Annotated in this window: 19 protein-coding genes; 7 read left to right on the top strand and 12 right to left on the bottom strand. The window is 54.9% G+C overall.

The genetic code is table 11. The features are described 5' to 3' along the window. Positions 1 to 32: 32 nt before the first annotated feature. The 3 genes from gguB to xylF all read right to left on the bottom strand — a co-directional run bounded on the left by gguB (position 33) and on the right by xylF (position 3,793). Positions 33 to 1,214, bottom strand: coding sequence for a sugar ABC transporter permease (gguB, locus tag PYR66_00805; protein ID WEF28311.1), 1,182 nt, complete (start codon positions 1,212 to 1,214; stop codon positions 33 to 35). Then, positions 1,192 to 2,733 carry a xylose ABC transporter ATP-binding protein gene (locus tag PYR66_00810; protein WEF28312.1) on the bottom strand — a complete coding sequence of 514 codons (1,542 nt, stop codon included), beginning with the start codon at positions 2,731 to 2,733 and terminating at the stop codon, positions 1,192 to 1,194. The genes gguB and PYR66_00810 overlap by 23 nt, the downstream gene beginning before the upstream one ends. A 64-nt stretch (positions 2,734 to 2,797) precedes the next feature. After that, on the bottom strand, positions 2,798 to 3,793 hold the full coding sequence (xylF, locus tag PYR66_00815) for a D-xylose ABC transporter substrate-binding protein (protein ID WEF28313.1): 996 nt from the start codon (positions 3,791 to 3,793) through the stop codon (positions 2,798 to 2,800). Between the two features lie 371 nt (positions 3,794 to 4,164). Between xylF and xylA the strand changes: the two genes are divergently transcribed. The 3 genes from xylA (at position 4,165) to yiaB (ending at position 7,582) form a co-directional block, all read left to right on the top strand. Continuing rightward, positions 4,165 to 5,487: a xylose isomerase gene (gene xylA, locus PYR66_00820; protein WEF28314.1), complete on the top strand. Its 1,323-nt coding sequence runs from the start codon at positions 4,165 to 4,167 to the stop codon at positions 5,485 to 5,487. A 93-nt stretch (positions 5,488 to 5,580) separates the two neighbouring features. Further along, positions 5,581 to 7,035, top strand: a complete 1,455-nt coding sequence (gene xylB, locus PYR66_00825) for a xylulokinase (protein ID WEF28315.1) — start codon at positions 5,581 to 5,583, stop codon at positions 7,033 to 7,035. 169 nt (positions 7,036 to 7,204) lie between these two features. Next, positions 7,205 to 7,582 (top strand): inner membrane protein YiaB, encoded by a 378-nt coding sequence (gene yiaB / locus PYR66_00830; protein ID WEF28316.1) that lies wholly within the window; start codon positions 7,205 to 7,207, stop codon positions 7,580 to 7,582. A 21-nt stretch (positions 7,583 to 7,603) separates the two neighbouring features. On the opposite strand, the gene PYR66_00835 is transcribed toward yiaB, so the two are convergent. After that, complete coding sequence (locus tag PYR66_00835) at positions 7,604 to 8,599, bottom strand: acyltransferase (GenBank protein ID WEF28317.1); 996 nt, start codon at positions 8,597 to 8,599, stop codon at positions 7,604 to 7,606. 185 nt (positions 8,600 to 8,784) lie between these two features. Here PYR66_00835 and PYR66_00840 point away from each other — a divergent pair, with 185 nt between their 5' ends. From PYR66_00840 to glyS, 3 genes are all read left to right on the top strand, one after another. Continuing rightward, positions 8,785 to 9,084, top strand: a complete 300-nt coding sequence (locus PYR66_00840) for a YsaB family lipoprotein (protein WEF30545.1) — start codon at positions 8,785 to 8,787, stop codon at positions 9,082 to 9,084. A gap of 137 nt (positions 9,085 to 9,221) precedes the next feature. Then, positions 9,222 to 10,133, top strand: coding sequence for a glycine--tRNA ligase subunit alpha (glyQ, locus tag PYR66_00845; GenBank protein ID WEF28318.1), 912 nt, complete (start codon positions 9,222 to 9,224; stop codon positions 10,131 to 10,133). 9 nt (positions 10,134 to 10,142) lie between these two features. Next, entirely contained in the window at positions 10,143 to 12,212 is a 2,070-nt protein-coding gene (gene glyS / locus PYR66_00850) for a glycine--tRNA ligase subunit beta (GenBank protein ID WEF28319.1), read from the top strand. A 345-nt stretch (positions 12,213 to 12,557) separates the two neighbouring features. On the opposite strand, the gene cspA is transcribed toward glyS, so the two are convergent. The 3 genes from cspA to PYR66_00865 form a co-directional block, all read right to left on the bottom strand. Beyond that, positions 12,558 to 12,770: an RNA chaperone/antiterminator CspA gene (gene cspA, locus PYR66_00855; GenBank protein WEF28320.1), complete on the bottom strand. Its 213-nt coding sequence runs from the start codon at positions 12,768 to 12,770 to the stop codon at positions 12,558 to 12,560. A gap of 261 nt (positions 12,771 to 13,031) precedes the next feature. Next, entirely contained in the window at positions 13,032 to 13,325 is a 294-nt protein-coding gene (locus PYR66_00860) for an HTH-type transcriptional regulator (protein WEF28321.1), read from the bottom strand. A gap of 245 nt (positions 13,326 to 13,570) precedes the next feature. Next, complete coding sequence (locus PYR66_00865; GenBank protein WEF28322.1) at positions 13,571 to 14,929, bottom strand: MFS transporter; 1,359 nt, start codon at positions 14,927 to 14,929, stop codon at positions 13,571 to 13,573. A 436-nt stretch (positions 14,930 to 15,365) separates the two neighbouring features. Between PYR66_00865 and PYR66_00870 the strand changes: the two genes are divergently transcribed. Beyond that, a complete protein-coding gene (locus PYR66_00870; protein ID WEF28323.1) occupies positions 15,366 to 16,076 on the top strand; it encodes a DUF3053 domain-containing protein in 711 nt (236 codons plus the stop codon). A gap of 66 nt (positions 16,077 to 16,142) precedes the next feature. Here the strand turns inward: PYR66_00870 and ghrB are convergent, their stop codons facing one another. From ghrB to PYR66_00895, 5 genes are all read right to left on the bottom strand, one after another. Beyond that, positions 16,143 to 17,114: a glyoxylate/hydroxypyruvate reductase GhrB gene (ghrB, locus tag PYR66_00875; protein ID WEF28324.1), complete on the bottom strand. Its 972-nt coding sequence runs from the start codon at positions 17,112 to 17,114 to the stop codon at positions 16,143 to 16,145. A gap of 24 nt (positions 17,115 to 17,138) precedes the next feature. Then, positions 17,139 to 18,419, bottom strand: coding sequence for an MFS transporter (locus tag PYR66_00880; GenBank protein ID WEF28325.1), 1,281 nt, complete (start codon positions 18,417 to 18,419; stop codon positions 17,139 to 17,141). A gap of 100 nt (positions 18,420 to 18,519) precedes the next feature. Further along, positions 18,520 to 19,455 carry a sugar kinase gene (locus tag PYR66_00885; protein WEF28326.1) on the bottom strand — a complete coding sequence of 312 codons (936 nt, stop codon included), beginning with the start codon at positions 19,453 to 19,455 and terminating at the stop codon, positions 18,520 to 18,522. A 3-nt stretch (positions 19,456 to 19,458) separates the two neighbouring features. Beyond that, the gene (locus PYR66_00890; protein ID WEF28327.1) at positions 19,459 to 20,208 is read right to left on the bottom strand and encodes a sugar phosphate isomerase/epimerase; all 750 of its coding nucleotides are present in this window, start codon (positions 20,206 to 20,208) and stop codon (positions 19,459 to 19,461) included. A 109-nt stretch (positions 20,209 to 20,317) separates the two neighbouring features. Next, positions 20,318 to 21,334 carry a LacI family DNA-binding transcriptional regulator gene (locus tag PYR66_00895; protein ID WEF28328.1) on the bottom strand — a complete coding sequence of 339 codons (1,017 nt, stop codon included), beginning with the start codon at positions 21,332 to 21,334 and terminating at the stop codon, positions 20,318 to 20,320. Positions 21,335 to 21,380: the final 46 nt, after the last annotated feature.

Genomic DNA, 21,380 nt, shown 5'->3' on the forward strand with positions numbered 1-21,380 from the left:
AAATTATTCGGGCATTTTTAATTTTGATACCGTTATGTTCGCCGTTTGGTGGCCGAATCCATCCATACTGCCAGCAGCAAAATGGCCCCTTTGACGATGTATTGCCAGAAGGTGGCGACGTCCATCATGCTCATGCCGTTATCGAGCGCTGACATAATAAACGCCCCCATTACCGCCCCCGCGACGCTGCCGACGCCGCCCGCCAGGCTGGTACCGCCAATGACGCAGGCGGCGATGGCGTCCAGTTCGGCGATGTTACCTGCGGAAGGCGAACCTGCGCCGAGACGCGAGCTGAGGATTAACCCGGCGATGGCGACCATCAGGCCATTAATCGCGAATACCGCAAGTTTGGTTCGCTCGACGTTAATCCCGGACAGGCGGGCGGCCTCAAGGTTGCCGCCGATGGCGTAGATGCGGCGACCGAAGGCGGTGCGGGTAGCCATAAACATGCCCGCCAACAGCAGGGCGGAGAGGATCAGCACCGGCGTTGGCACACCGCGATAGTCATTGAGTAGCCAGATAGCACCCAGCACAATCACCGCAGCAATGGTCTGGCGGCCAACGGCGGTAGTGGGGCCGGCAGTCGGCAGCCCTAGCGCCTGGCGGCGCATCCGCCCGCGCCATTGCCAGATGATAAATGCCGCCATACCGATGACGCCGATACCAAAGCCAATACCGTCCGGCAGATAGCTTTGCCCGATTTGCGACATCGCTGGTGTGGTCGGCGAGACGGTGGTCCCGTTGGTAATGCCGATCAGAATACCGCGAAATGCCAGCATCCCGGCAAGGGTGACGATAAAAGAAGGGACTTTACGATAGGCGACCCACCATCCGTTCCAGGCGCCGAGCAGCAACCCCAGGAGCAGTGTGACGAGGATCGTGAGCGGCAGCGGCCAGCCGAACCAGACGTCAAAAATTGCCGCCGCACCGCCGAGTAGCCCCATCATCGATCCGACCGAAAGATCGATCTCCGCAGAAATAATCACGAATACCATACCGACAGCGAGGATCCCGGTGATCGCCGTCTGCCGCAGTAGATTGGAGATATTACGCGCGCTCAGATAAGCGCCATCGGTGGCCCAGGTAAAGAACAGCATGATGGCGATAATGGCGGCAATCATCACGAAGACCTGGAGATTAAGCCCTTTAAGCGCCGGGAAAGCGGCGGGAGCGGGCGGGGTAAGTTTGATTTCAGACGACGTGTTTTTCGACATGGCGTTCGCTCCTCAGTGCGGCTTCCATCACCTGTTCCTGGGTCAGACCTTGATTAACTAAATCGGCTTTTAGCTTGCCTTCGTGCATCACCAGCACCCGATCGCTGAGCCCGAGCACTTCGGGCAACTCAGATGAGATCACAATGACGGCGATACCTTTCTGCACCAGTTGGTTGATTAACTTATAAATTTCGTATTTCGCACCGATGTCGATGCCGCGAGTCGGCTCATCAAGGATCAAAATACGCGGATTGAGCAACAGACAGCGGGCCAGAATCGCCTTTTGTTGATTACCGCCGCTCAGGCGACCTATCGCCAGGTCTGGCGAGGAGGTTTTGATTTTCAGCTGTTGAATAGACTGCTGGATGCAGTGCTGCTCTGCGGCGTCGTCGAGGCTGCTCGCCGGGCCAGTGAACTGGTTTAACGCCGCGAGAGTAATATTCTTGCCGACCGCCATCACCGGGACGATGCCGTCTTTTTTGCGGTCTTCCGGCACCATGGCAATGCCATGGGCGATAGCCTGCTGACAGTTGTTAATCGTTACCGGCTGGCCATCGATGAAAATACTTCCCTGCCAGCGCCCCGGCCAGACGCCAAACAGACACTGCACCGCCTCGGTGCGCCCGGCGCCGACCAGTCCGGCGATACCGAGGATTTCTCCGCGGCGCAGGGAGAATGAGATATCGTTGACGCGTTTGATATGGCGGTTCACCGGATGCCAGGCGGTTAAATGTTCGATCCGCAGGATCTCATCGCCGTGACTGTGCGGCTCGTTAGGATAAAGCGCGGTAAGCTCGCGCCCGACCATCATGGTGATAATGTCATCTTCGTTCATGCCGCTGGCGTCGCGGGTGCCGATATGCTGGCCGTCGCGAATGACGCAGATGGTGTCGGATATTGCTTTGACTTCATTCAGCTTGTGCGAAATATAAATACAGGCAATGCCGTGATGTTGCAGATCGCGAATAATCGCCAGCAGCGTCGCTGTCTCTTGTTCGGTTAATGAGGCGGTAGGTTCATCGAGAATAAGCAGCCGAACCTGTTTATTCAGCGCCTTAGCGATTTCAACCAACTGCTGTTGACCAAGGCCTAACTCACCGACGCGGGTATCGGGCGAGATCGATAAATTAACCTGCGCCAGTAGCTTCTGGCAGCGCAGGGTCATGGTTTCGTAATCCAACAGACCGTGGCGTGAGATCTCCGCGCCGAGAAAGATATTTTCCAGTACTGTCAGGTGTTTCACCAGCGCCAGCTCCTGGTGAATAATCGCGATGCCTTTACGCTCAGTATCGCGAATATGGCTGGCCTGCAGTGATTCGCCCGCAAAAATAATCTCGCCGTCATAGCTGCCGTACGAATAGATGCCGCACAGCACTTTCATTAGCGTCGATTTCCCCGAACCATTTTCGCCGCACAATGACACGACTTCTCCGGCATTAAGCCGCAGACTGACGTTATCCACGGCTTTAACGGCACCGAAGGTTTTAGTTATGTTCTTCATTTCGAGTAACCAGGACATAGAGGCTCCGCAAAAGCGATATCCGGCGGGATGAAAACGACGCCCCGATACGGGGCGTCAGCCATTACAGTTCACTCTTCTTGTGGAAACCGTCTTTAATGACCGTGGCGTCGATATTCTCTTTATTGACTTCAATGGGCGTTAGCAGGCGCGAGGGAACGTCTTTTAGCCCGTTATTGAGCGTGGCGTCGGCTTTCGGTTGCTGGTCGTTGCCCAGTTCAACGGCGATTTCCGCGGCGTTGGTGGCAAGCGTGGTAATGGGCTTATAGACGGTCATGGTCTGGGTGCCGGAAATAATGCGCTTCACTCCTGCCAGATCGGCATCCTGACCGGAAATCGCCACTTTGCCGGCCAGCCCCTGAGCGCTTAAGGCCTGGATTGCGCCGCCAGCGGTCGCATCGTTGGAGGCAACCACCGCATCGATTTTGTTGTTATTCGCCGTCAGCGCGTTTTCCATTATTTTTAGCGCGTTTTCCGGCAGCCAGCCATCAACCCACTGATCGCCGACGATCTTAATTTTACCATCATCAACATAAGGCTTGAGGACTTTCATTTGTCCGGCGCGGAACAGCTTGGCATTATTATCCACCGGCGAACCGCCCATCAGGAAATAATTACCCTGAGGTACCTTGTTCACCAGGCTCTGGGCCTGCATTTCACCGACTTTTTCGTTATCGAAAGAAATATAAAAATCGATGTCGGCATTATTAATCATGCGGTCATAAGCAAGAACTTTAATGCCTTCTTGTTTTGCCTCTTTAATAACGTTGCTGAGTACCTGACCGTTATAAGGAATAATGACTAAAACATCGACGCCGCGGTTGATCATATTTTCAATTTGCGACATTTGTGTTTCTTCGTTGCCATTGGCGGACTGGACAAATATTTTGGCACCTAATGATTCGGCTTTATTAACAAAAATATCGCGATCTTTTTGCCAACGCTCCAGACGGAGGTCGTCGATAGCCATGCCAATCTTAACTTCTTTAGCCATACCCGCCATGCTGGCGAGAAGGAGCGATGAAGCGCAGAGCGTAAGGCAAAGGTTCTTTATCTTCATAATAACGATACCTTTTCAAAGGGTAGGTAAGGCGAACAGGAATAAACGTCAAGTTGCAGATACGTTGCAGATTCTTAACGGGGAAGCGAGGGCTGGCAATTACCGGTTCTTATTTTCGCATTATGAAATTTAGTTTATTTTGTAATTTATGACCGCGATCGTATTTTATTCATAAGCATTCAACTTATTTCATTGATTTTCCAACATCTGATTCCAATCATGACTCTGAAAGATATTTTTTTGGGAGCTGGCGCACGTTTGTGGATTCTCTCAATGGTGGTGTGAAATAACGTAATTGAGGAGTGGGAAAACAGAATTCTATATTAACGCATGACTTATTAATCGCCGCACCCCTGAATATGGAGTTCTCTATGCAGACCTATTTCGATCAACTCGATCGCGTTCGTTATGAAGGCCCAAAATCGACTAATTCACTGGCTTTTCGTCACTACAACCCGGATGAACTGGTACTGGGTAAACGTATGGAAGAGCACCTGCGCTTCGCGGCCTGCTACTGGCACACCTTCTGCTGGAATGGCGCGGATATGTTTGGCGTCGGGTCATTCGATCGCCCCTGGCAGCAGCCGGGCGAAGCGCTGGAGATGGCGAAACGCAAAGCGGATGTGGCGTTCGAGTTTTTCCACAAATTGAATGTGCCGTATTACTGCTTCCACGATGTCGATGTTTCCCCGGAAGGGGCTTCGTTGAAGGAGTACGGTAATAACTTCGCTCAGATGGTTGACGTGCTGGCGGAAAAACAACAGCAAAGCGGCGTGAAGCTGCTGTGGGGGACGGCAAACTGCTTTACCCACCCACGTTACGGCGCAGGCGCGGCGACTAACCCCGATCCGGAAGTCTTCAGCTGGGCGGCGACTCAGGTCGTCACCGCGATGAACGCCACTCACAAACTGGGCGGTGAAAACTATGTGCTGTGGGGCGGCCGCGAGGGTTATGAAACTCTGCTTAATACCGATCTGCGCCAGGAACGCGAGCAGATTGGCCGCTTTATGCAGCTGGTGGTAGAACACAAACACAAAATTGGCTTCCAGGGAACTCTGCTGATCGAGCCGAAGCCGCAAGAGCCGACAAAACATCAGTATGACTATGATGCTTCCACCGTTTATGGTTTCCTCAAACAGTTTGGTCTGGAAAAAGAGATTAAACTGAACATTGAAGCTAACCATGCGACGCTTGCCGGTCACTCTTTCCATCACGAAATCGCGACGGCCATCGCGCTGGGCCTGTTCGGTTCGGTTGACGCCAACCGCGGCGATGCGCAGCTGGGTTGGGATACCGACCAGTTCCCGAACAGCGTGGAAGAGAATGCGTTGGTGATGTATGAGATCCTCAAAGCGGGCGGCTTCACCACTGGCGGTCTTAACTTTGATGCCAAAGTTCGTCGTCAGAGCACCGACAAATACGATCTCTTCTACGGCCATATTGGCGCGATGGATACCATGGCGCTGGCGCTGAAAGTCGCGGCGCGGATGATCGAAGGCGGCGAGCTGGATAAACGCGTGGCGAAACGCTATTCCGGCTGGAACGGTGAACTGGGTCAACAGATCCTCAAAGGCCAGATGACGCTGACTGACATCGCGCAGTATGCGACGCAGCACAACCTGGCGCCGCAGCATCACAGCGGCCATCAGGAGCGCTTGGAAAACCTGGTGAACCATTATCTGTTCGATAAGTAATGCCCACAAAATGCCCGGCGCATCCGGGCATTGGCGATAACCTGTTTTAATACGCCACGCTTTGCCGTGGCGTTCGCGTTAAGGAGATGCTGCATGTATATCGGGATTGATTTAGGGACCTCGGGCGTAAAAGCCATTCTGCTCAACGAACAGGGCGATGTACTGGCTACGCATACCGAAAAACTCACCGTCTCGCGCCCGCATCCGCTCTGGTCCGAACAAGATCCCGAACAGTGGTGGCAGGCAACAGATCGCGCAATGCAGGCGCTGGGAGCGCAACACTCCCTGCGCGAAGTCAAAGCCTTAGGTATCGCCGGACAGATGCATGGTGCCACGCTGCTCGACAAACAGCAGCGCGTGTTGCGCCCGGCGATTTTATGGAATGACGGCCGCTGTGGCGAAGAATGTATGCTGCTGGAAGAAAAAGTCAGCGCTTCGCGACAGATAACTGGCAACCTGATGATGCCGGGTTTCACGGCGCCTAAACTGCTGTGGGTGCAGCGCCATGAAGCCGATATCTTCAGGCAGGTCGATAAGGTGCTGTTACCGAAAGATTATCTACGCCTGCGGATGAGCGGCGAGCTCGCCAGCGATATGTCCGACGCCGCTGGCACGATGTGGATGAATGTCGCTCAGCGTGACTGGAGCGATGAGATGCTCGCTGCTTGCGGACTGAGTCGCGACAATATGCCCGCGTTGTTTGAAGGCTGCGATGTCACCGGGCAACTCCGCGCCGAAGTGGCCAGTGCATGGAATATGCCGCAGGCGCTGGTGGTGGCGGGCGGCGGCGACAATGCCGCCGGTGCTGTTGGCGTCGGCATGGCTGATGCCGGACAGGCGATGTTGTCGCTCGGCACTTCAGGCGTCTATTTTGCCGTTAGCGATGGTTTTCTGAGTAAACCGGAAAGCGCGGTGCATAGCTTCTGTCACGCGCTGCCAGGCCGCTGGCATCTAATGTCGGTGATGCTCAGCGCCGCTTCCTGTCTGGATTGGGCGGCGAAGCTGACCGGGCTTGGCAGCGTCCCGTTGCTTATCGCCGCAGCGCAGGTCGCAGATGAAAATGCCGACCCGATATGGTTCCTGCCGTATCTTTCAGGCGAGCGTACGCCGCACAATAACCCGCAGGCGAAGGGCGTCTTCTTTGGTCTCACGCATCAGCATGGGCCGTCCGAGCTGGCGCGGGCGGTACTTGAAGGGGTGGGTTACGCGTTAGCGGACGGTATGGATGTTGTTCATGCCTGCGGCGTGAAACCGGAAAGCGTCACGCTTATCGGCGGTGGCGCGCGTAGCGCATACTGGCGGCAAATGCTCGCGGATATTAGCGGCCAGCAGTTGGATTTCCGCACCGGCGGCGATGTCGGTCCGGCGTTAGGCGCGGCAAGGCTGGCGCAGCTGGCTGTTCACCAGGATGCGGCTTTCTCTGACTTCCTGCCTCAGCTTCCGTTGGAGCAAGCGCACCTGCCTGATGCCCAACGTTTTGCCCGTTATGCGCCGTGCCGTGAAGTGTTCCGCCAGATCTATCAGCAGCTTAAACCGCTGATGGCATAAGTTGTTTCTCGCCCCATGTTATGGGGCGAATTCCCCCCTGAATGATTCTCTTCGCATTGATTCAATTTGCGTATTTATTTATTCCGAATTATGGGTTTCAGCCTGTAGTAACAGCGGCAATCGGCGATTCCCCGGTCATAATGGTCGTTGCCATGGCCAGGGAGGCACAATGAAATTAAAACGTACGACGGCAAGATTCATCATGCTGCTGGGTGCGCTGGTTTACTTAATCGGTATCTGGCGAACCTGCCCGCTATTCAGTGGTAAAGGCTATTTCCTCTGCGTGCTGGTGATGGGGGTCTTTGCAGTACTTACGTACCAGCGAACGGAACAGGAAACGCAGCGGGACGATGATTTTATCTCCTTGTGTCGGCTGGTACTGTTGTTAGCGGTGGGATTGCTACTGGTTGGCGCCTGGTTTGTCCCGGCGCCATGGCGTGAAAAAGGCGTTTACGTTATGGCGTGGTTCGTGTGTATGTATGGCGCCTCGGCAACGTTTTATCCAGCCAAAATCACGGAAAAAGCGCGCAGTAACTCAGTGGAATAGGCTGTCCGCGTGCGCTATTGATCAGCTCACCAGTCGGCGGTTGTCCACTCGCTGCACCAGCATAGACAGTAGCAAGCTACCCAACAGCGCGGCGACGAAAATCCATATAATATCCAGCAACGGCCAGCGGCTTAGCGTCAGTCCGCTGGCACGCAGCGCATGGATAAACAGCGCATGAAAACCATAAATGCCTAGCGAATGTCGGGCGATTAAGGCGATGCCGGGGAGTTCACGGCCATTCAGGATATTTTTGCCCAGCGTTAGCAGGGATATCGCGCTGACAAACACTGCCGGCCCGCAGTACAGATACCAGGTATCGCCAAAATCGCCGCGCCATTGCAGTTCATGTTGCGTACCGCGTGAAATCACCCACACCGTGGCGGTAAACAGCAGCGCGCACAGCAGTGTTAATCCTTTTTTGTCGGTGTCCATGGCGCCAATCGCTCGGCCAAGGATCCCGTACAGCACATAATAAAAGGTATCGCCGTTGATATAGAGATTTACCGGTAGCCATTCGACGCCGCCTGCTTTGATGCTCACCATATTGGGGTTAGCGATGATGCCCATCATCAGCATCAACGCCAGCAGCGTTTTTCCGCTGACCTGTTTCACCTGGATCAGTGGCGAGAGCAGGTAAATCACCACGATAGCGAAGAAAAACCACAGGTGATAAAACACCGGTTTCTGCAGTAAATTCTTCAATGACAGTTCAACGTTGATATGAGTAAACAGAGTGATATAGAGCAGCGCCAGGGCGCTGTAGAACAGGATGCACAGCGCGATGCGCAGAAAATGGCGTGGTTTAGCGCTGCGCTCGCCAAAAAACAGATAGCCTGAAATCATGAAAAATAACGGGACGCTGACGCGCGATGCTGAGTTAAGCAGGTTGGCGATATCCCACTCGAATAAGCTAATGCTATGCGGGTGGGTAATATACCAGGTCGTGCTGTGAATCATGACCACCATCAGACAGGCTATACCGCGCAAATTCGTAATCCAGTTAATTTTTTCCTGCATCTGTACCTCAATGAACCCCGTATAAAGAGAGTCTGACTTCCTTAATTTGTCGGCATCGCAATGGAATATTCCGAGTTTTTTACCACACTCTTGTAGAGAGCGGACGAGATTCGCAAAATGCTCAGGTTGTTTCACTGTGTCTGCACGATAACAATTTGCTAACAAGGCGGTTGAGAAAAATAATGATGAAATATTTCGTTTCCGCCCTGTTGGCGCTGCTGCTGGTCGGCTGCAGCCAAACGCCCGCTCAACCGGTCCAAAAAGCGCAAAAAGCGCGTATTACGCCGCAAACCACGCTGAACATGGAAAAGTTATGCAAGGATCAGGCTGCGTTACGCTACAGCACGGATACCCGTCGCGTCGATGTGAATCATTTCGAACAGTTCCAGGCGAGCTATGAGCTTTCTGGTCTGACTTCGCAGAATGAGCGTTTTATCTGTTCTTTTGATCCGGACGGCCAGTTTCTGCATCTTTCTATGCGCTAAATGCGGCTTAAACGCCGCATCTTGACGCCGCTTTGCTCAAATTTCGCTAAACAAAGGCGTTTCGTACTGTATATCTCGCAGCCAGCGGGTATACTGATCCCTTCCTTTAAATCCACACGTATCCAGCACGAAATAATATGCAAAAGTTTGATACCAGGACCTTCCAGGGCCTGATCCTGACCTTACAGGATTACTGGGCTCGTCAGGGCTGCACCATTGTTCAACCACTGGACATGGAAGTCGGCGCCGGCACATCCCACCCAATGACCTGCTTACGCGCATTGGGACCAGAGCCGATGGCGACGGCTTACGTACAGCCATCTCGTCGCCCGACCGATGGCCGCTATGGCGAAAACCCGAACCGCTTACAGCACTATTACCAGTTCCAGGTGGTGATTAAGCCTTCTCCGGACAACATTCAGGAGCTGTACCTCGGATCCCTGAAAGAGTTGGGTATGGATCCCACTATCCACGACATCCGCTTTGTGGAAGATAACTGGGAAAACCCGACATTGGGCGCCTGGGGCCTGGGCTGGGAAGTGTGGCTGAACGGCATGGAAGTGACGCAGTTCACTTACTTCCAGCAGGTCGGCGGACTGGAGTGCAAACCGGTTACCGGCGAAATCACTTACGGTCTGGAACGTCTGGCGATGTACATCCAGGGCGTGGACAGCGTATACGATCTGGTCTGGAGCGACGGCCCGCTGGGTAAAACCACCTATGGCGACGTGTTCCATCAGAACGAAGTGGAACAATCCACCTATAACTTTGAATACGCAGACGTGGACTTCCTGTTCACCTGCTTCGAGCAGTATGAGAAAGAAGCGCAGCAGTTGCTGGCGCTGGAAACTCCACTGCCGCTGCCAGCCTATGAGCGTATTCTCAAAGCCGCCCATAGCTTCAACCTGCTGGATGCGCGTAAAGCCATCTCCGTCACCGAGCGTCAGCGCTACATTCTGCGCATTCGCACCCTGACCAAAGCAGTGGCAGAAGCTTACTATGCTTCCCGTGAAGCCCTTGGCTTCCCGATGTGCAACAAAGACAAATAAGAGGCGGCCATGTCTGAGAAAACTTTCCTGGTGGAGATCGGCACCGAAGAGCTGCCACCAAAAGCACTGCGCAGCCTGGCTGAATCCTTCGCTGCCAACTTTACTGCTGAACTGGATAACGCGGGCCTCGCGCACGGCACTGTCGAGTGGTTTGCCGCGCCGCGCCGCCTGGCGCTGAAAGTGGCGGATCTGGCTGCCTCCCAGCCGGATCGCGAAGTCGAAAAACGCGGCCCGGCTATCGCTCAGGCGTTTGATGCTGAAGGTAAGCCGAGCAAAGCAGCCGAAGGCTGGGCGCGCGGCTGCGGTATTACCGTCGATCAGGCCGAGCGTCTGACCACCGACAAAGGTGAATGGCTGCTGTATCGCGCTCATGTAAAGGGTGAAAGCGCGCAAACGCTACTGCCGAACATGGTCGCGACCTCGCTGGCTAAACTGCCGATCCCGAAACTGATGCGCTGGGGTGCGTCTGATGTCCACTTCGTGCGCCCGGTTCACACTGTGACCCTGCTGCTGGGCGATCAGGTTATCCCGGCGACGATTTTGGGCATCGCTTCCGATCGTATCATCCGCGGTCATCGCTTTATGGGCGAGCCGGAGTTCAGCATCGACAATGCCGACCAGTATCCGCAGATCCTGCTGGAGCGCGGTAAAGTGGTGGCGGACTACGCTGAGCGTAAAGCCAAAATCAAAGCAGATGCTGAAGAAGCGGCGCGTAAGATTGGCGGTAATGCTGACCTGAGCGAAAGCCTGCTTGAAGAAGTGACCTCGCTGGTTGAATGGCCGGTCGTGCTGACGGCGAAGTTCGAAGAAAAATTCCTCGCGGTGCCATCCGAAGCGCTGGTGTACACCATGAAGGGCGACCAGAAATACTTCCCGGTCTATGATAATGACGGCAAACTGCTGCCGAACTTTATCTTCGTGGCTAACATCGAGTCGAAAGACCCGCAGCAGATCATCTCCGGTAACGAGAAGGTCGTGCGTCCACGTCTGGCTGACGCCGAGTTCTTCTTCAATACTGACCGTAAAAAACGTCTGGAAGATAATCTGCCGCGCCTGGAAACCGTGCTGTTCCAACAGCAACTGGGCACCCTGCGTGACAAGACCGATCGCATTCAGGCGCTGGCGGGCTGGATTGCCGAACAAATCGGCGCTGACGTCAATCACGCTACCCGTGCGGGCCTGTTGTCCAAGTGCGACCTGATGACCAACATGGTCTTCGAGTTCACCGATACTCAGGGCGTGATGGGCATGCACTACGCGCGCCACGATGGCGAAGCGGAAGACGTCGCTGTTGCGTTGAACGAGCAGTATCAACCACGCTTTGCCGGCGATGCGCTGCCATCCAACCCGGTTGCCTGCGCGGTTGCAATTGCCGACAAGATGGACACCCTGGCGGGTATCTTCGGTATCGGTCAGCATCCGAAAGGCGATAAAGACCCGTTCGCGCTGCGTCGTGCCGCGCTGGGCGTGCTGCGTATCATCGTTGAGAAGAACCTGAACCTCGATCTGCAAACGCTGACCGAAGAAGCGGTACGTCTGTACGGTGATAAGCTGACTAATGCCAACGTGGTGGATGACGTTATCGACTTCATGCTGGGCCGTTTCCGCGCCTGGTATCAGGACGAAGGCTACGGCGTTGACACTATTCAGGCGGTCCTGGCACGTCGTCCGACCCGCCCGGCGGATTTCGATGCGCGTATGAAGGCGGTATCGCACTTCCGCACTCTGGAAGAGTCCTCCGCGCTGGCGGCGGCTAACAAGCGTGTATCCAACATCCTGGCGAAATCTGACGAGACCCTGAACGATATCGTTCACGCTTCCGTGCTGAAAGAAGCGGCGGAAATCAAGCTGGCCGGTAATCTGGTGGTGCTGCGCGATAAGCTGCAGCCGTACTTTGCAGAAGGCCGTTATCAGGAAGCGTTGGTTGAACTGGCATCCCTGCGTGAGCCGGTGGATGAGTTCTTCGAGAACGTGATGGTGAACGCCGAAGATAAAGACGTGCGTATCAACCGTCTGACGCTGCTGTCCAAGCTGCGGCAGTTGTTCTTGCAGGTGGCGGATATTTCGCTGCTACAGTAATCGATGTATAGAAACCCGCAGAAATGCGGGTTTTTTTATAGCGCTCTTTCTGGGAAAACACAGTAAATTTATGGATGAATTGCTATTAAAGCTGATCGCTCGCTACCAGCGCTTTATCTCTCCGCGCAAAGGTTATCGCTGCGCTTATCAAATGATGACGAGGATGATGAGCGTAAAGAAAAACGTCGCGAATGGACGGAACGGTGCTGTGGTACGGCTTCCTGCCCTGATATCCCATTTCCGGATGTGAGCTGCCCCTGCGACCGCTCGTGGTCTGCTTTTTTTCATTAGACAAAAAAAATCCCCGCCGTAGGGCAGGGATTTTCAATTCTTAGCGGCTTGAACTTACAGGGAAGTTACGTTGCCAGCTGCCGGGCCTTTAGCGCCGTTTTCGATGGTGAAGGAAACTTTCTGACCTTCGTCCAGGGATTTGTAGCCATCGTTCTGGATAGCAGAGAAGTGTACGAACACGTCTTTAGAACCATCGTCAGGAGTGATGAAGCCGAAACCTTTGTCAGCGTTGAACCATTTTACGATACCAGTCATTTTACCGGACATAGCGAATTACCTTTAAAAAAATAAATGAGCCTTTCGGCGTTACGGTCTGGACTTACAGATTTAAAGCGATAAAGGGAAAGTTCACTACGGGGGATATCTAATGGATAACCTTAGAAGGACTGCTCTATTCGACTGCTCTGTGGTCTGTACATCAAACCTGCACGCATTAACTCATGTTCGACGTGGGATAGCAAACATTTTTTTCAACTGAACGTAAAACGGCCCTGAATCAGGACCGTTATCAGAAGAGGAAAAAGTATATCATCGGTCTATTAATTGTCTTGAGAGCTGCGGATTGGCCATCATCAGGCGCATCAGCTTGAGTTCCGTGGACGAGGGTTTGATTCGTCTGGATTCCCACTCCTCGACCATCGCCACACTCACGCCCATGGCGTTGGCAAAATCATCAATTTTGAGTCCTGAGCCCTTACGCAACAGCTCAAATTCGCTAAACACACCTGTGTTACCGGTGACCGTAACGCTTTGTATTTCATCTTTAAAAACGATTTGTTCCAGGTTACTCAGCAATTCAAATACCGGATCTTTATATTCCATTGAGAGCTCCTTTTCTGTCTCGCAGCGGAGAGTAAAGTACATCGAGCTTATTAAGAATAGCCGCAAAAAAAGCATAAATGATAACGCAGGTTATTACTTATCGGCGCTGCTTAGCGATTTCAGTGTGGGGTGGGCAATGGAGAGGGGTAAGACAATGATTATTAACAGTACGGCGACATGAGAAAATTTATGTAAACGACTGCAACCGGATGCGAAAGGCCAGCGCTAAACGCTGGCCTTGCGGGTTACACCTTCTGCAGGTTATCGGCGTCGTTTTGCGCAACGGCAGGCCGACGCTGGCTGATTTTGTACTTCACCAGCAGCGCGAGGGCGGATAAAAATGCCGGGATCGCCAGCAGAGCGAAGATGGTTTTAAACGGCAGCTGTGCCTGCATCAGGAAGGCGCCGCTGAAAGCGCCGAGGATCCCGCCGAAGCGACCGATGCCAAGCATCCAGGCCACACCGGTGGCGCGCCCCTGCGTCGGATAGAAGCCGGCAGCCAGTGCTGGCATTGACGACTGTGCGCCGTTCATAATACTGCCGGCGATAAATACCATCACCCCCATTAGCAGCAGACTGCTGGTGGAGAAGCCGACCAGACAGACGAAGACGCCGGTGAGCAACCACCCGACGGCAACCACCTTATTGGGATTGATCTTATCCATCAGCGCGCCGAGGATCAGCACGCCAATGCCGCCGCCGAGCGGGAACAGCGCAGTGATGATGGATGCCTGGCTCATCGAGGCGCCGGTTTCGCGGATCAGCAGAGGCAGCCAACTGGTCAGCAGATAGAAAATCAGCAACCCCATAAAATAGGTCAGGCATAGCATCACGGTGCCCACGGCGTAGCGCGGGGAGAAAATCACGCCAATGGCCGATTTCTCTTTTACCTGACCGGCTTCACGCAGCTCGAATTCCACCGCTTCCGGCAGCGGCGCGATGCGCGTCAGGATCGCGGCGATACGTGGTGCGGGCTGCCGCTTGACGACCAGATAGCGGGCAGACTCCGGTAGTAAGAAGATTAATGCCACCGCCAGCAGTAGTGGCATGATGCCGCCGAGCACCAGTACGCTCTGCCAGCCGTAGTGCGGGATCATCCAGGCCGACAGAAAACCGCCCAGCGAAGACCCCATTGGAAAACCCACGAACATCAGGTTAACCAGCAGCGCGCGGCGGCGCTCCGGGGCATATTCGCTCATTAACGTCGCGGCATTCGGCATTGCCGCGCCTAAGCCCAATCCGGTGAGGAAACGCAGCAACGTCAGCTGGTTAAGGCTGCTGGCAAAGGCGGTTAACAGGCTGAAGCCACCGAACACCAGGATCGACATAATCAGCACTTTCTTGCGGCCAATACGGTCGGCCAGCGGCCCGGCGGTGAGCGCGCCGACAGCGAGCCCGACCAGCGCGGCGCTCATGACCGGGCCCAGCGCGGACTTTTCAACGCCCCATTCCTGCACCAGGTCTGAGGCGATAAAGCCGATAATCGCGGTATCGAATCCGTCCATGGCGACGGTAATAAAACACAAGGCGAGAATCATCCATTGGTACTTGGTGAAAGGATGTTCATTAATAAAAGCCTGAATATCGATGGTTGTTTTTTTCATACGGCATTCCTGGCAGGCTGAGCGGGGGACAGAGGTATGGTTATAGTCTCCCTCGCTGTCATGGATGTTGGTTGTGCGATAATCGAACATAACGTCGTTAATCGCTCATTTATCAAATCATTGAACCTGGTTGCAGACAATGCACTGTCGTCAGGAAGCGTGCGATTATCGTCCGTTTTGCCAAATGCCGCGGCTGATCGTTTTATTAATTTCAATAAAATCAAAAAATTGATTGTTGTTTTTGCGGGTTAAATTATCGCGTCAAATGTGATGAACTTAACAGCGGACTCGCCTGGCGGCGGGAAGGTAAAAAAGGACGTTTTCCTGAGTAAGAATATCAGGAAAGGGTATCCTGCAAGGCCGTCCTGGACTATCCTTGTCAGCGTCTGGCACGCGTGTGCCTGTTTGCGCTTTTTTTGGCTGAAGGAGTAAAAAAATGGCGACAGGAAAGTCCTGCTCTCGCTGGTTTGCGGCCGTTGCGGCCATATTAATGGTGGTTAGCCTGAGTGGGTGTTTTGATAAAGAAGGCGATCAGCGCAAAGCGTTCATCGACTTCCTGCAGAATACGGCGATGCGTAGCGGCGAACGCCTGCCGACGCTGACGGCCGATCAGAAAAAACAGTTCGGTCCCTTCGTTTCCGATTATGCGGTGATTTATGCTTATTCACAGCAGGTCAGCCAGGCGATGGATGCGGGTCTGCGTCCGGTGGTGGACAGCGTCAACGCGATTCGCGTTGCCCAGGATTATACCACTCAGCGTGAACCGCTACGTCAGGCTAACGGCGCGCTTGGCGTACTGAGCCAGCAGCTGGAAAACGCGAAAATGCAGGCGGATGCCGCGCATGGCGCGCTGAAACAGGCTGATGATCTGAAGCCGGTTTATGACCAGGTGTTTAATAAAGTCGTGACCGCGCCCGCGAATGCGCTGCAGCCGCTGATCCCAGCTGCGCAGGTATTTACCCAGCAGCTGGTCCAGGTGGGTGATTTTGTCGCTCAGCAGGGGACTCAGGTGAGCTTCGTGGCCAACGGTATTCAGTTCCCGACGTCACAGCAGGCGAGCCAGTACAATGCGCTGATCTCCCCGTTGGCCGCTCAGCATCAGGCCTTTAATCAGGCCTGGACGGCGGCGGTTAACGCTACGCGTTAATCGGTAGACCGTGGTTCTCCCGGCCGATGGCGCTTTCGCTATCGGCCGGGTTTCTGCCTTTCTTGCTTATCTTACCTGCGGGTTCACGCAGTTCTTCTCTACCTTACCGTTCAACGCGTCAATCAGGTTATCGACCGCGCAGGCCGCCATGTTATAGCGGGTCTCATGGGTAGCGGAACCGATATGCGGCAGCGCGACCACGTTCGGCAGCGTCAGCAGCGGCGAGTCTTTGGCCAGTGGTTCATGCTCGAAGACATCGAGACCGGCGGCGTGGATCTCTCCGGACTGCAGCGCGGCGATCAGCGCCTGCTCGTCAACCACCGGGCCGCGTCCGGCGTTAATGAAGATGGCGGAAGACTTCATCTTCGCAAACTGCGCTTTACCGAACAGATGGTGAGTCTCTTCGCTCAGCGGCAGGATCAGACAGACAAAGTCCGCCTCCTGCAACAGGGTATCAAGATCGCAATAGCGAGCGTTGAAGCGGGCTTCCGCCTGCGGATGCTGACGGCGCGCGTTATACAGAATCGGCATACCGAAGCCATGGTGGGCGCGCTGCGCCAGCGCCATCCCGATACGGCCCATGCCGACGATGCCTAAGGTTTTATGGTGTACATCGCAGCCGAACCAGTCCGGGCCAATGCTTTTTGTCCATTCCCCTGCTTTCACGCGTTCGGCTACTTCAACCACCCGACGCGCCGTGCTCAGTACCAGCGCCATTACCGTATCGGCGACGGTCTCGGTGAGCACGGTTGGCGTGTGCATCAGTAACACTTTACGCGCATTCAGCGCATCGACATCGAAATTGTCGTAGCCGACGGAAACGGTGGAGGTCGCACGCAGCTTCGGCATTTTCTCCAACAACGCGGCGTCAACCTTTTCACTGGAACCCAGTAAGCCCTCAGCCTGGGCGAAGGCTTCCGCGTGCTGTGCAACGGTTTCCGGGCTCAGGTTTTTCACCTGAGTCACGGAAAAGTGTTCCTCCAGACGATGTGTCAGGTCGTCGGGAAGCGTTTTATAGAGAATGACAGACGGCTTCATGCGTATCTCCGGAGTGTTAGTCGTTCAGGCGTGATGAGCGCCAAGCGGAAGTTTTTGATTATTAGCAGGCTTAACAATCAAAGTAAGCCATACTGAGGCGAAAAGCGCCACACCCATAAAAATGTACGAGGCGGATGGGCTGCCGGTTGCGCCGTTGAGATAGCCAACGAACCAGGAACCAAAGAAGGAGCCCAGCGCGCCCATGCTGTTAATCAGCGCCATCGCGCCGCCAGCGACGTTACGCGGCAACATCTCCGGAATAATTGCGAAGAAGGGGCCATATGGCGCATACATCGCCGCGCCAGCGACGACCAGTAGGGTATAAGAGGCCCAGAAATGGTTAGCGCCGACGGCCCAGGAACCGATAAACGCCAGCCCGCCAATCAGCAACAGCGGCCAAACGAACAGTTTACGATTCTGCATTTTATCGGAGGCCCAGGAGACGGCGATCATCGCAATCGTTGCCGCCAGATACGGTACCGAGGAGAGCCAGCCGACCTCAACCATCCCCATATTTTCGCCGCCGCTACGGATGATTGACGGCAGCCACAGTACGAAACCATACACCCCAATACTCCAGGCGAAATACTGCATGCAAAGCAGAATGACATTGCGTGAACGGAAGGCTTCGCCATAGTTACGCACGGCTTTGATACCCTGCTGTTCACGCTCCAGTTGTTCCTGCAGCGCTGCTTTTTCACTCTCCGCCAGCCAGTTCACCTGCGACGGTTTGTCTTTCACCAGCACCCACCAGCAGAAGGCCCAAATGACGGCGGGGATCCCTTCAAGAATGAACATTTCACGCCAGCCGAAGGCCTGAATCAGGTAACCGGAGACCACCGACATCCACAGTACGGTGACCGGGTTGCCGAGGATCAGGAAGGTATTGGCACGCGAACGTTCCGATTTGGTGAACCAGTTGCTGATATAAATCAGCATTGCCGGCATGACCGCCGCTTCCACCACGCCAAGGATAAAGCGGATGGCCGCCAGCGCCGGAATGTTATGTACCACGCCGGTCAACGAGGCGCAGCCGCCCCATAAAATCAGACAGATAAAGATAAGTTTGCGCACGCTGCGACGTTCAGCGTAGATAGCTCCCGGGATTTGGAAGAAGAAATAGCCGAGGAAGAAGAGGGCGCCGAGCAGCGATGAGACGCCTTTGGTAATGCCGAGATCTTCGGTAATACCTGCGGCCGACGCAAAGCTGAAGTTGGCGCGGTCAAGGTACGCCAGGCTATACGTGATAAACACGATAGGCATGATGTACCACCAGCGTTTTGCTGCATTCGTTGAACTGTTCATAGGCTTGCCTCTGTCAATGAGGTGACATACGCCCGCCGGGACGGGCGCTGTTGTGCCGTGCTGCATGTAGGGTACAGGACGGCTGTTTTGCGTGAAAAGATTATTCGCCCAGCGCTTCGCGGGTGGGCAGCCCTTCGCTATCGCCCTGTACCTGAATGGCCAGTGAACCGATTTTGTTACCGCGGTTCACCGCCTGGGTCAGGGTTTTTCCTTCCAGCAGGGCGCTAATCACCCCGACGGCAAAACCATCGCCCGCGCCGACGGTATCAACCACGTTGTCGACTTTAATCGCAGCGATGGCTCCCTGTTCGCCGCTGGCGGTTTTGAACCAGGCACCGTCGCAGCCGGTTTTAATCACCACGGCCTGAACGCCGCGTGCGAGATAGAAATCAGCGATACCTTCCGGCGTCTGCTGACCGGTGAGGATCGTACCCTCTTTTAAGCCGGGTAATACCCAGTCGGCCTGGAAGGCGAGACGGTTGAGTTTCTCCACCATCTCAGCTTCGCTTTTCCACAGTACCGGGCGCAGATTCGGGTCGAAAGAAAGGGTTTTCCCTTCGGCCTTCATCACCTTCGCTGCGTGTTCCAGCAGGGCATAAGAGCTATCGGACAGCGCAGCGGCGACACCGCTCAAATGCAGATGGCGCGCGCTGGTGAAATAGTCGGCACGGAAATCTTCCGCCGACAGATGGCTGGCCGCGGAGCCTTTCCGAAAATACTCCACAATGGGATCGGTTCCATTTTCTACTTTAGATTTCATCTGGAAACCGGTGGCATAGCGCTCGTCCACGGTCACGCCGCGGGCGTCGATGCCCTCTTTCGCCAGCGAGTTAAGCACGAAGCGGCCAAAGCTGTCGTTGCCGACCCGGCTCACCCAGCCCACTTTCAGGCCCAGGCGCGCCAGGCCGGTCGCCACGTTCAGTTCGGCGCCGGCGACGCGTTTAATAAAGCGTTCAACCTCTGCCAGCTCACCGGTTTCCGTCGCGACAAACATCGCCATGGCCTCGCCGATGGTAATGACATCTAAGTTTTCCATGACTTAATCCTCGCGTAACAGATTGACGTAATGGCGGGTGACGGCCGTCAGATCGTCGCCGACCAGCGGGAATTCGATACCGCGCGGCGCATCGGCGGGCAGATTATCGAGCAGCGCCAGCCAGCGTGCGTCCGCTTGATCCGGCGGGACGGCGCGGAATTTTTCATGGTGCGGCTCTGCTGCTTTCACATGAATATAGCTGACGGCGGGGGCGAGGTGACGCGCAGCTTCTTCCGGCGAATCGCCGACCCACAGCCAGTTGCCCATATCAAACGTCAGCGTCACTGGCATCTGATGGACCCGGCAAGCGGCTTTAAAGCGCTGCATCGGCGCCAGCTGGCCGCAATCGGTCTGGTCATTTTCCACCACCAGCGCCATACCGCTGGCGCTCAGGATGTCACGCAGCGCTTCCAGCTGTTGGTTATGGATGAAATTGCCGAGAGAGAGTTTTAGCCACAGCGCGTTAAGGGTTTGCGCTTCCTGCAGCAGCGCCGGGAGATGCGGGTTCAGTTCGCCGTTGTCGGCGAACAACGCCTGCGGCGCGGAGTAACAGGCCAGCAGACCTTGTTTTTCAATGTCTGCCGCCAGCGTTGGCAACTGGTTCAGCTCTTCTGCGCTGAACAGTTCGCGGCGAATCTCCACGCCATCGGCGCCGGAGGCGGCGATAAAGGGTAATACGGCGGACTGCCCACCTAGTGCTTTGACGTGGTCGTTACCGTAAGCGGCGGTGACGACAATAATTTTTCTGGCCATCTAACAAACTCCTGGCGTGGTGGGACTTAACTCCCTATTACGCTAGATGGTACCGGTTCCAAAGAAAAGGCCAGGATGTTTAATTTATGATCGTCATCACGATGAATCGTTAACGAGAAGTTGATCCCCGGACAATCAGTTTGCCGGAGAAAACCCGTTCGCAAATGGGATCGTTGCCGCCTTCGATGCGCCTGATCACCTGTTCGACGGCGGCATAGCCAATCTGCCAGGTCGGTTGCTTGAGGGTAGTTATCCCGACGCCGGCTAACTCTGCCCACTCCAGTTCATCGAAGCCCAGCAGGCCGATATCGCTGCCCCAGATCAGGTCAACACGTTTTAGCGAGCGAGCGACCTGCAGGGTCAGCGCGCCGTTAGCGGAAATCACCGCTTTGCGCATCCCGCGGTGGCGGGCATGGAACTGGCGCAGCACGTTATCCATCATCGCGCCATCGTTGAGCGGCACCTCGGCATTTTCCGCTACGATGCCGGTATAGCGCTGCAGCGTGGCGCGGAAAGCGTCCAGACGCTCGCGGCGAGTGTTAACCGAGCCAATCGGTTCGCTTAAAAACAGCAACGCTTCAAAGCCTTTTTCCACCAGATGCTCGGTGGCGGTGGTCGCCGCCTGAGTATTATCCAGCCCGACAACATCGCAGGCGAAATCAGGAATTTTACGGTCAATAAGCACCATCGGCAGCGCGGATTGCTGCAGGCGGTTGAGCCCTTCTTCGCGCATACCCACCGCATTGACCACGATCCCTTCAACCTGATAACTGCGCAGCAGGTCGAGGTAGTGCAGCTCCTGATCGACTTCGTTGTTGGTATTACACACCAACAGCGTGAAGCCTTTTTCACGACAGGCGGCTTCAATGCCGCTTAGCACGTTAACGGAGTAGGGGTTGGTGATATCAGCGATGATCAGACCAATCAGGCGGGTACGGCCATGTTTGAGGCCGCGGGCCATCAGGCTGGGGCGATAGTTGAGCTCGGCAATCGCTTTTTCAATACGCGCCAACAGATCGTCGGAAAGCAGATGCTTTTCGCCGTTAAGGTAGCGTGAAATGCTGGTTTTACCGGTCCTTGCGGCTTTCGCCACATCGCTAATGGTTGCTCGCGCCGCTTTCGCCATGAGGGCTTCCTTTGCTGAAAATCTGCCAACACCTTAGCGCGAAAAA

The sequence above is a fragment of the Klebsiella aerogenes genome, from assembly GCA_029027985.1.
In the GTDB taxonomy this organism is placed as follows: Bacteria; Pseudomonadota; Gammaproteobacteria; order Enterobacterales; family Enterobacteriaceae; genus Klebsiella; species Klebsiella aerogenes_A.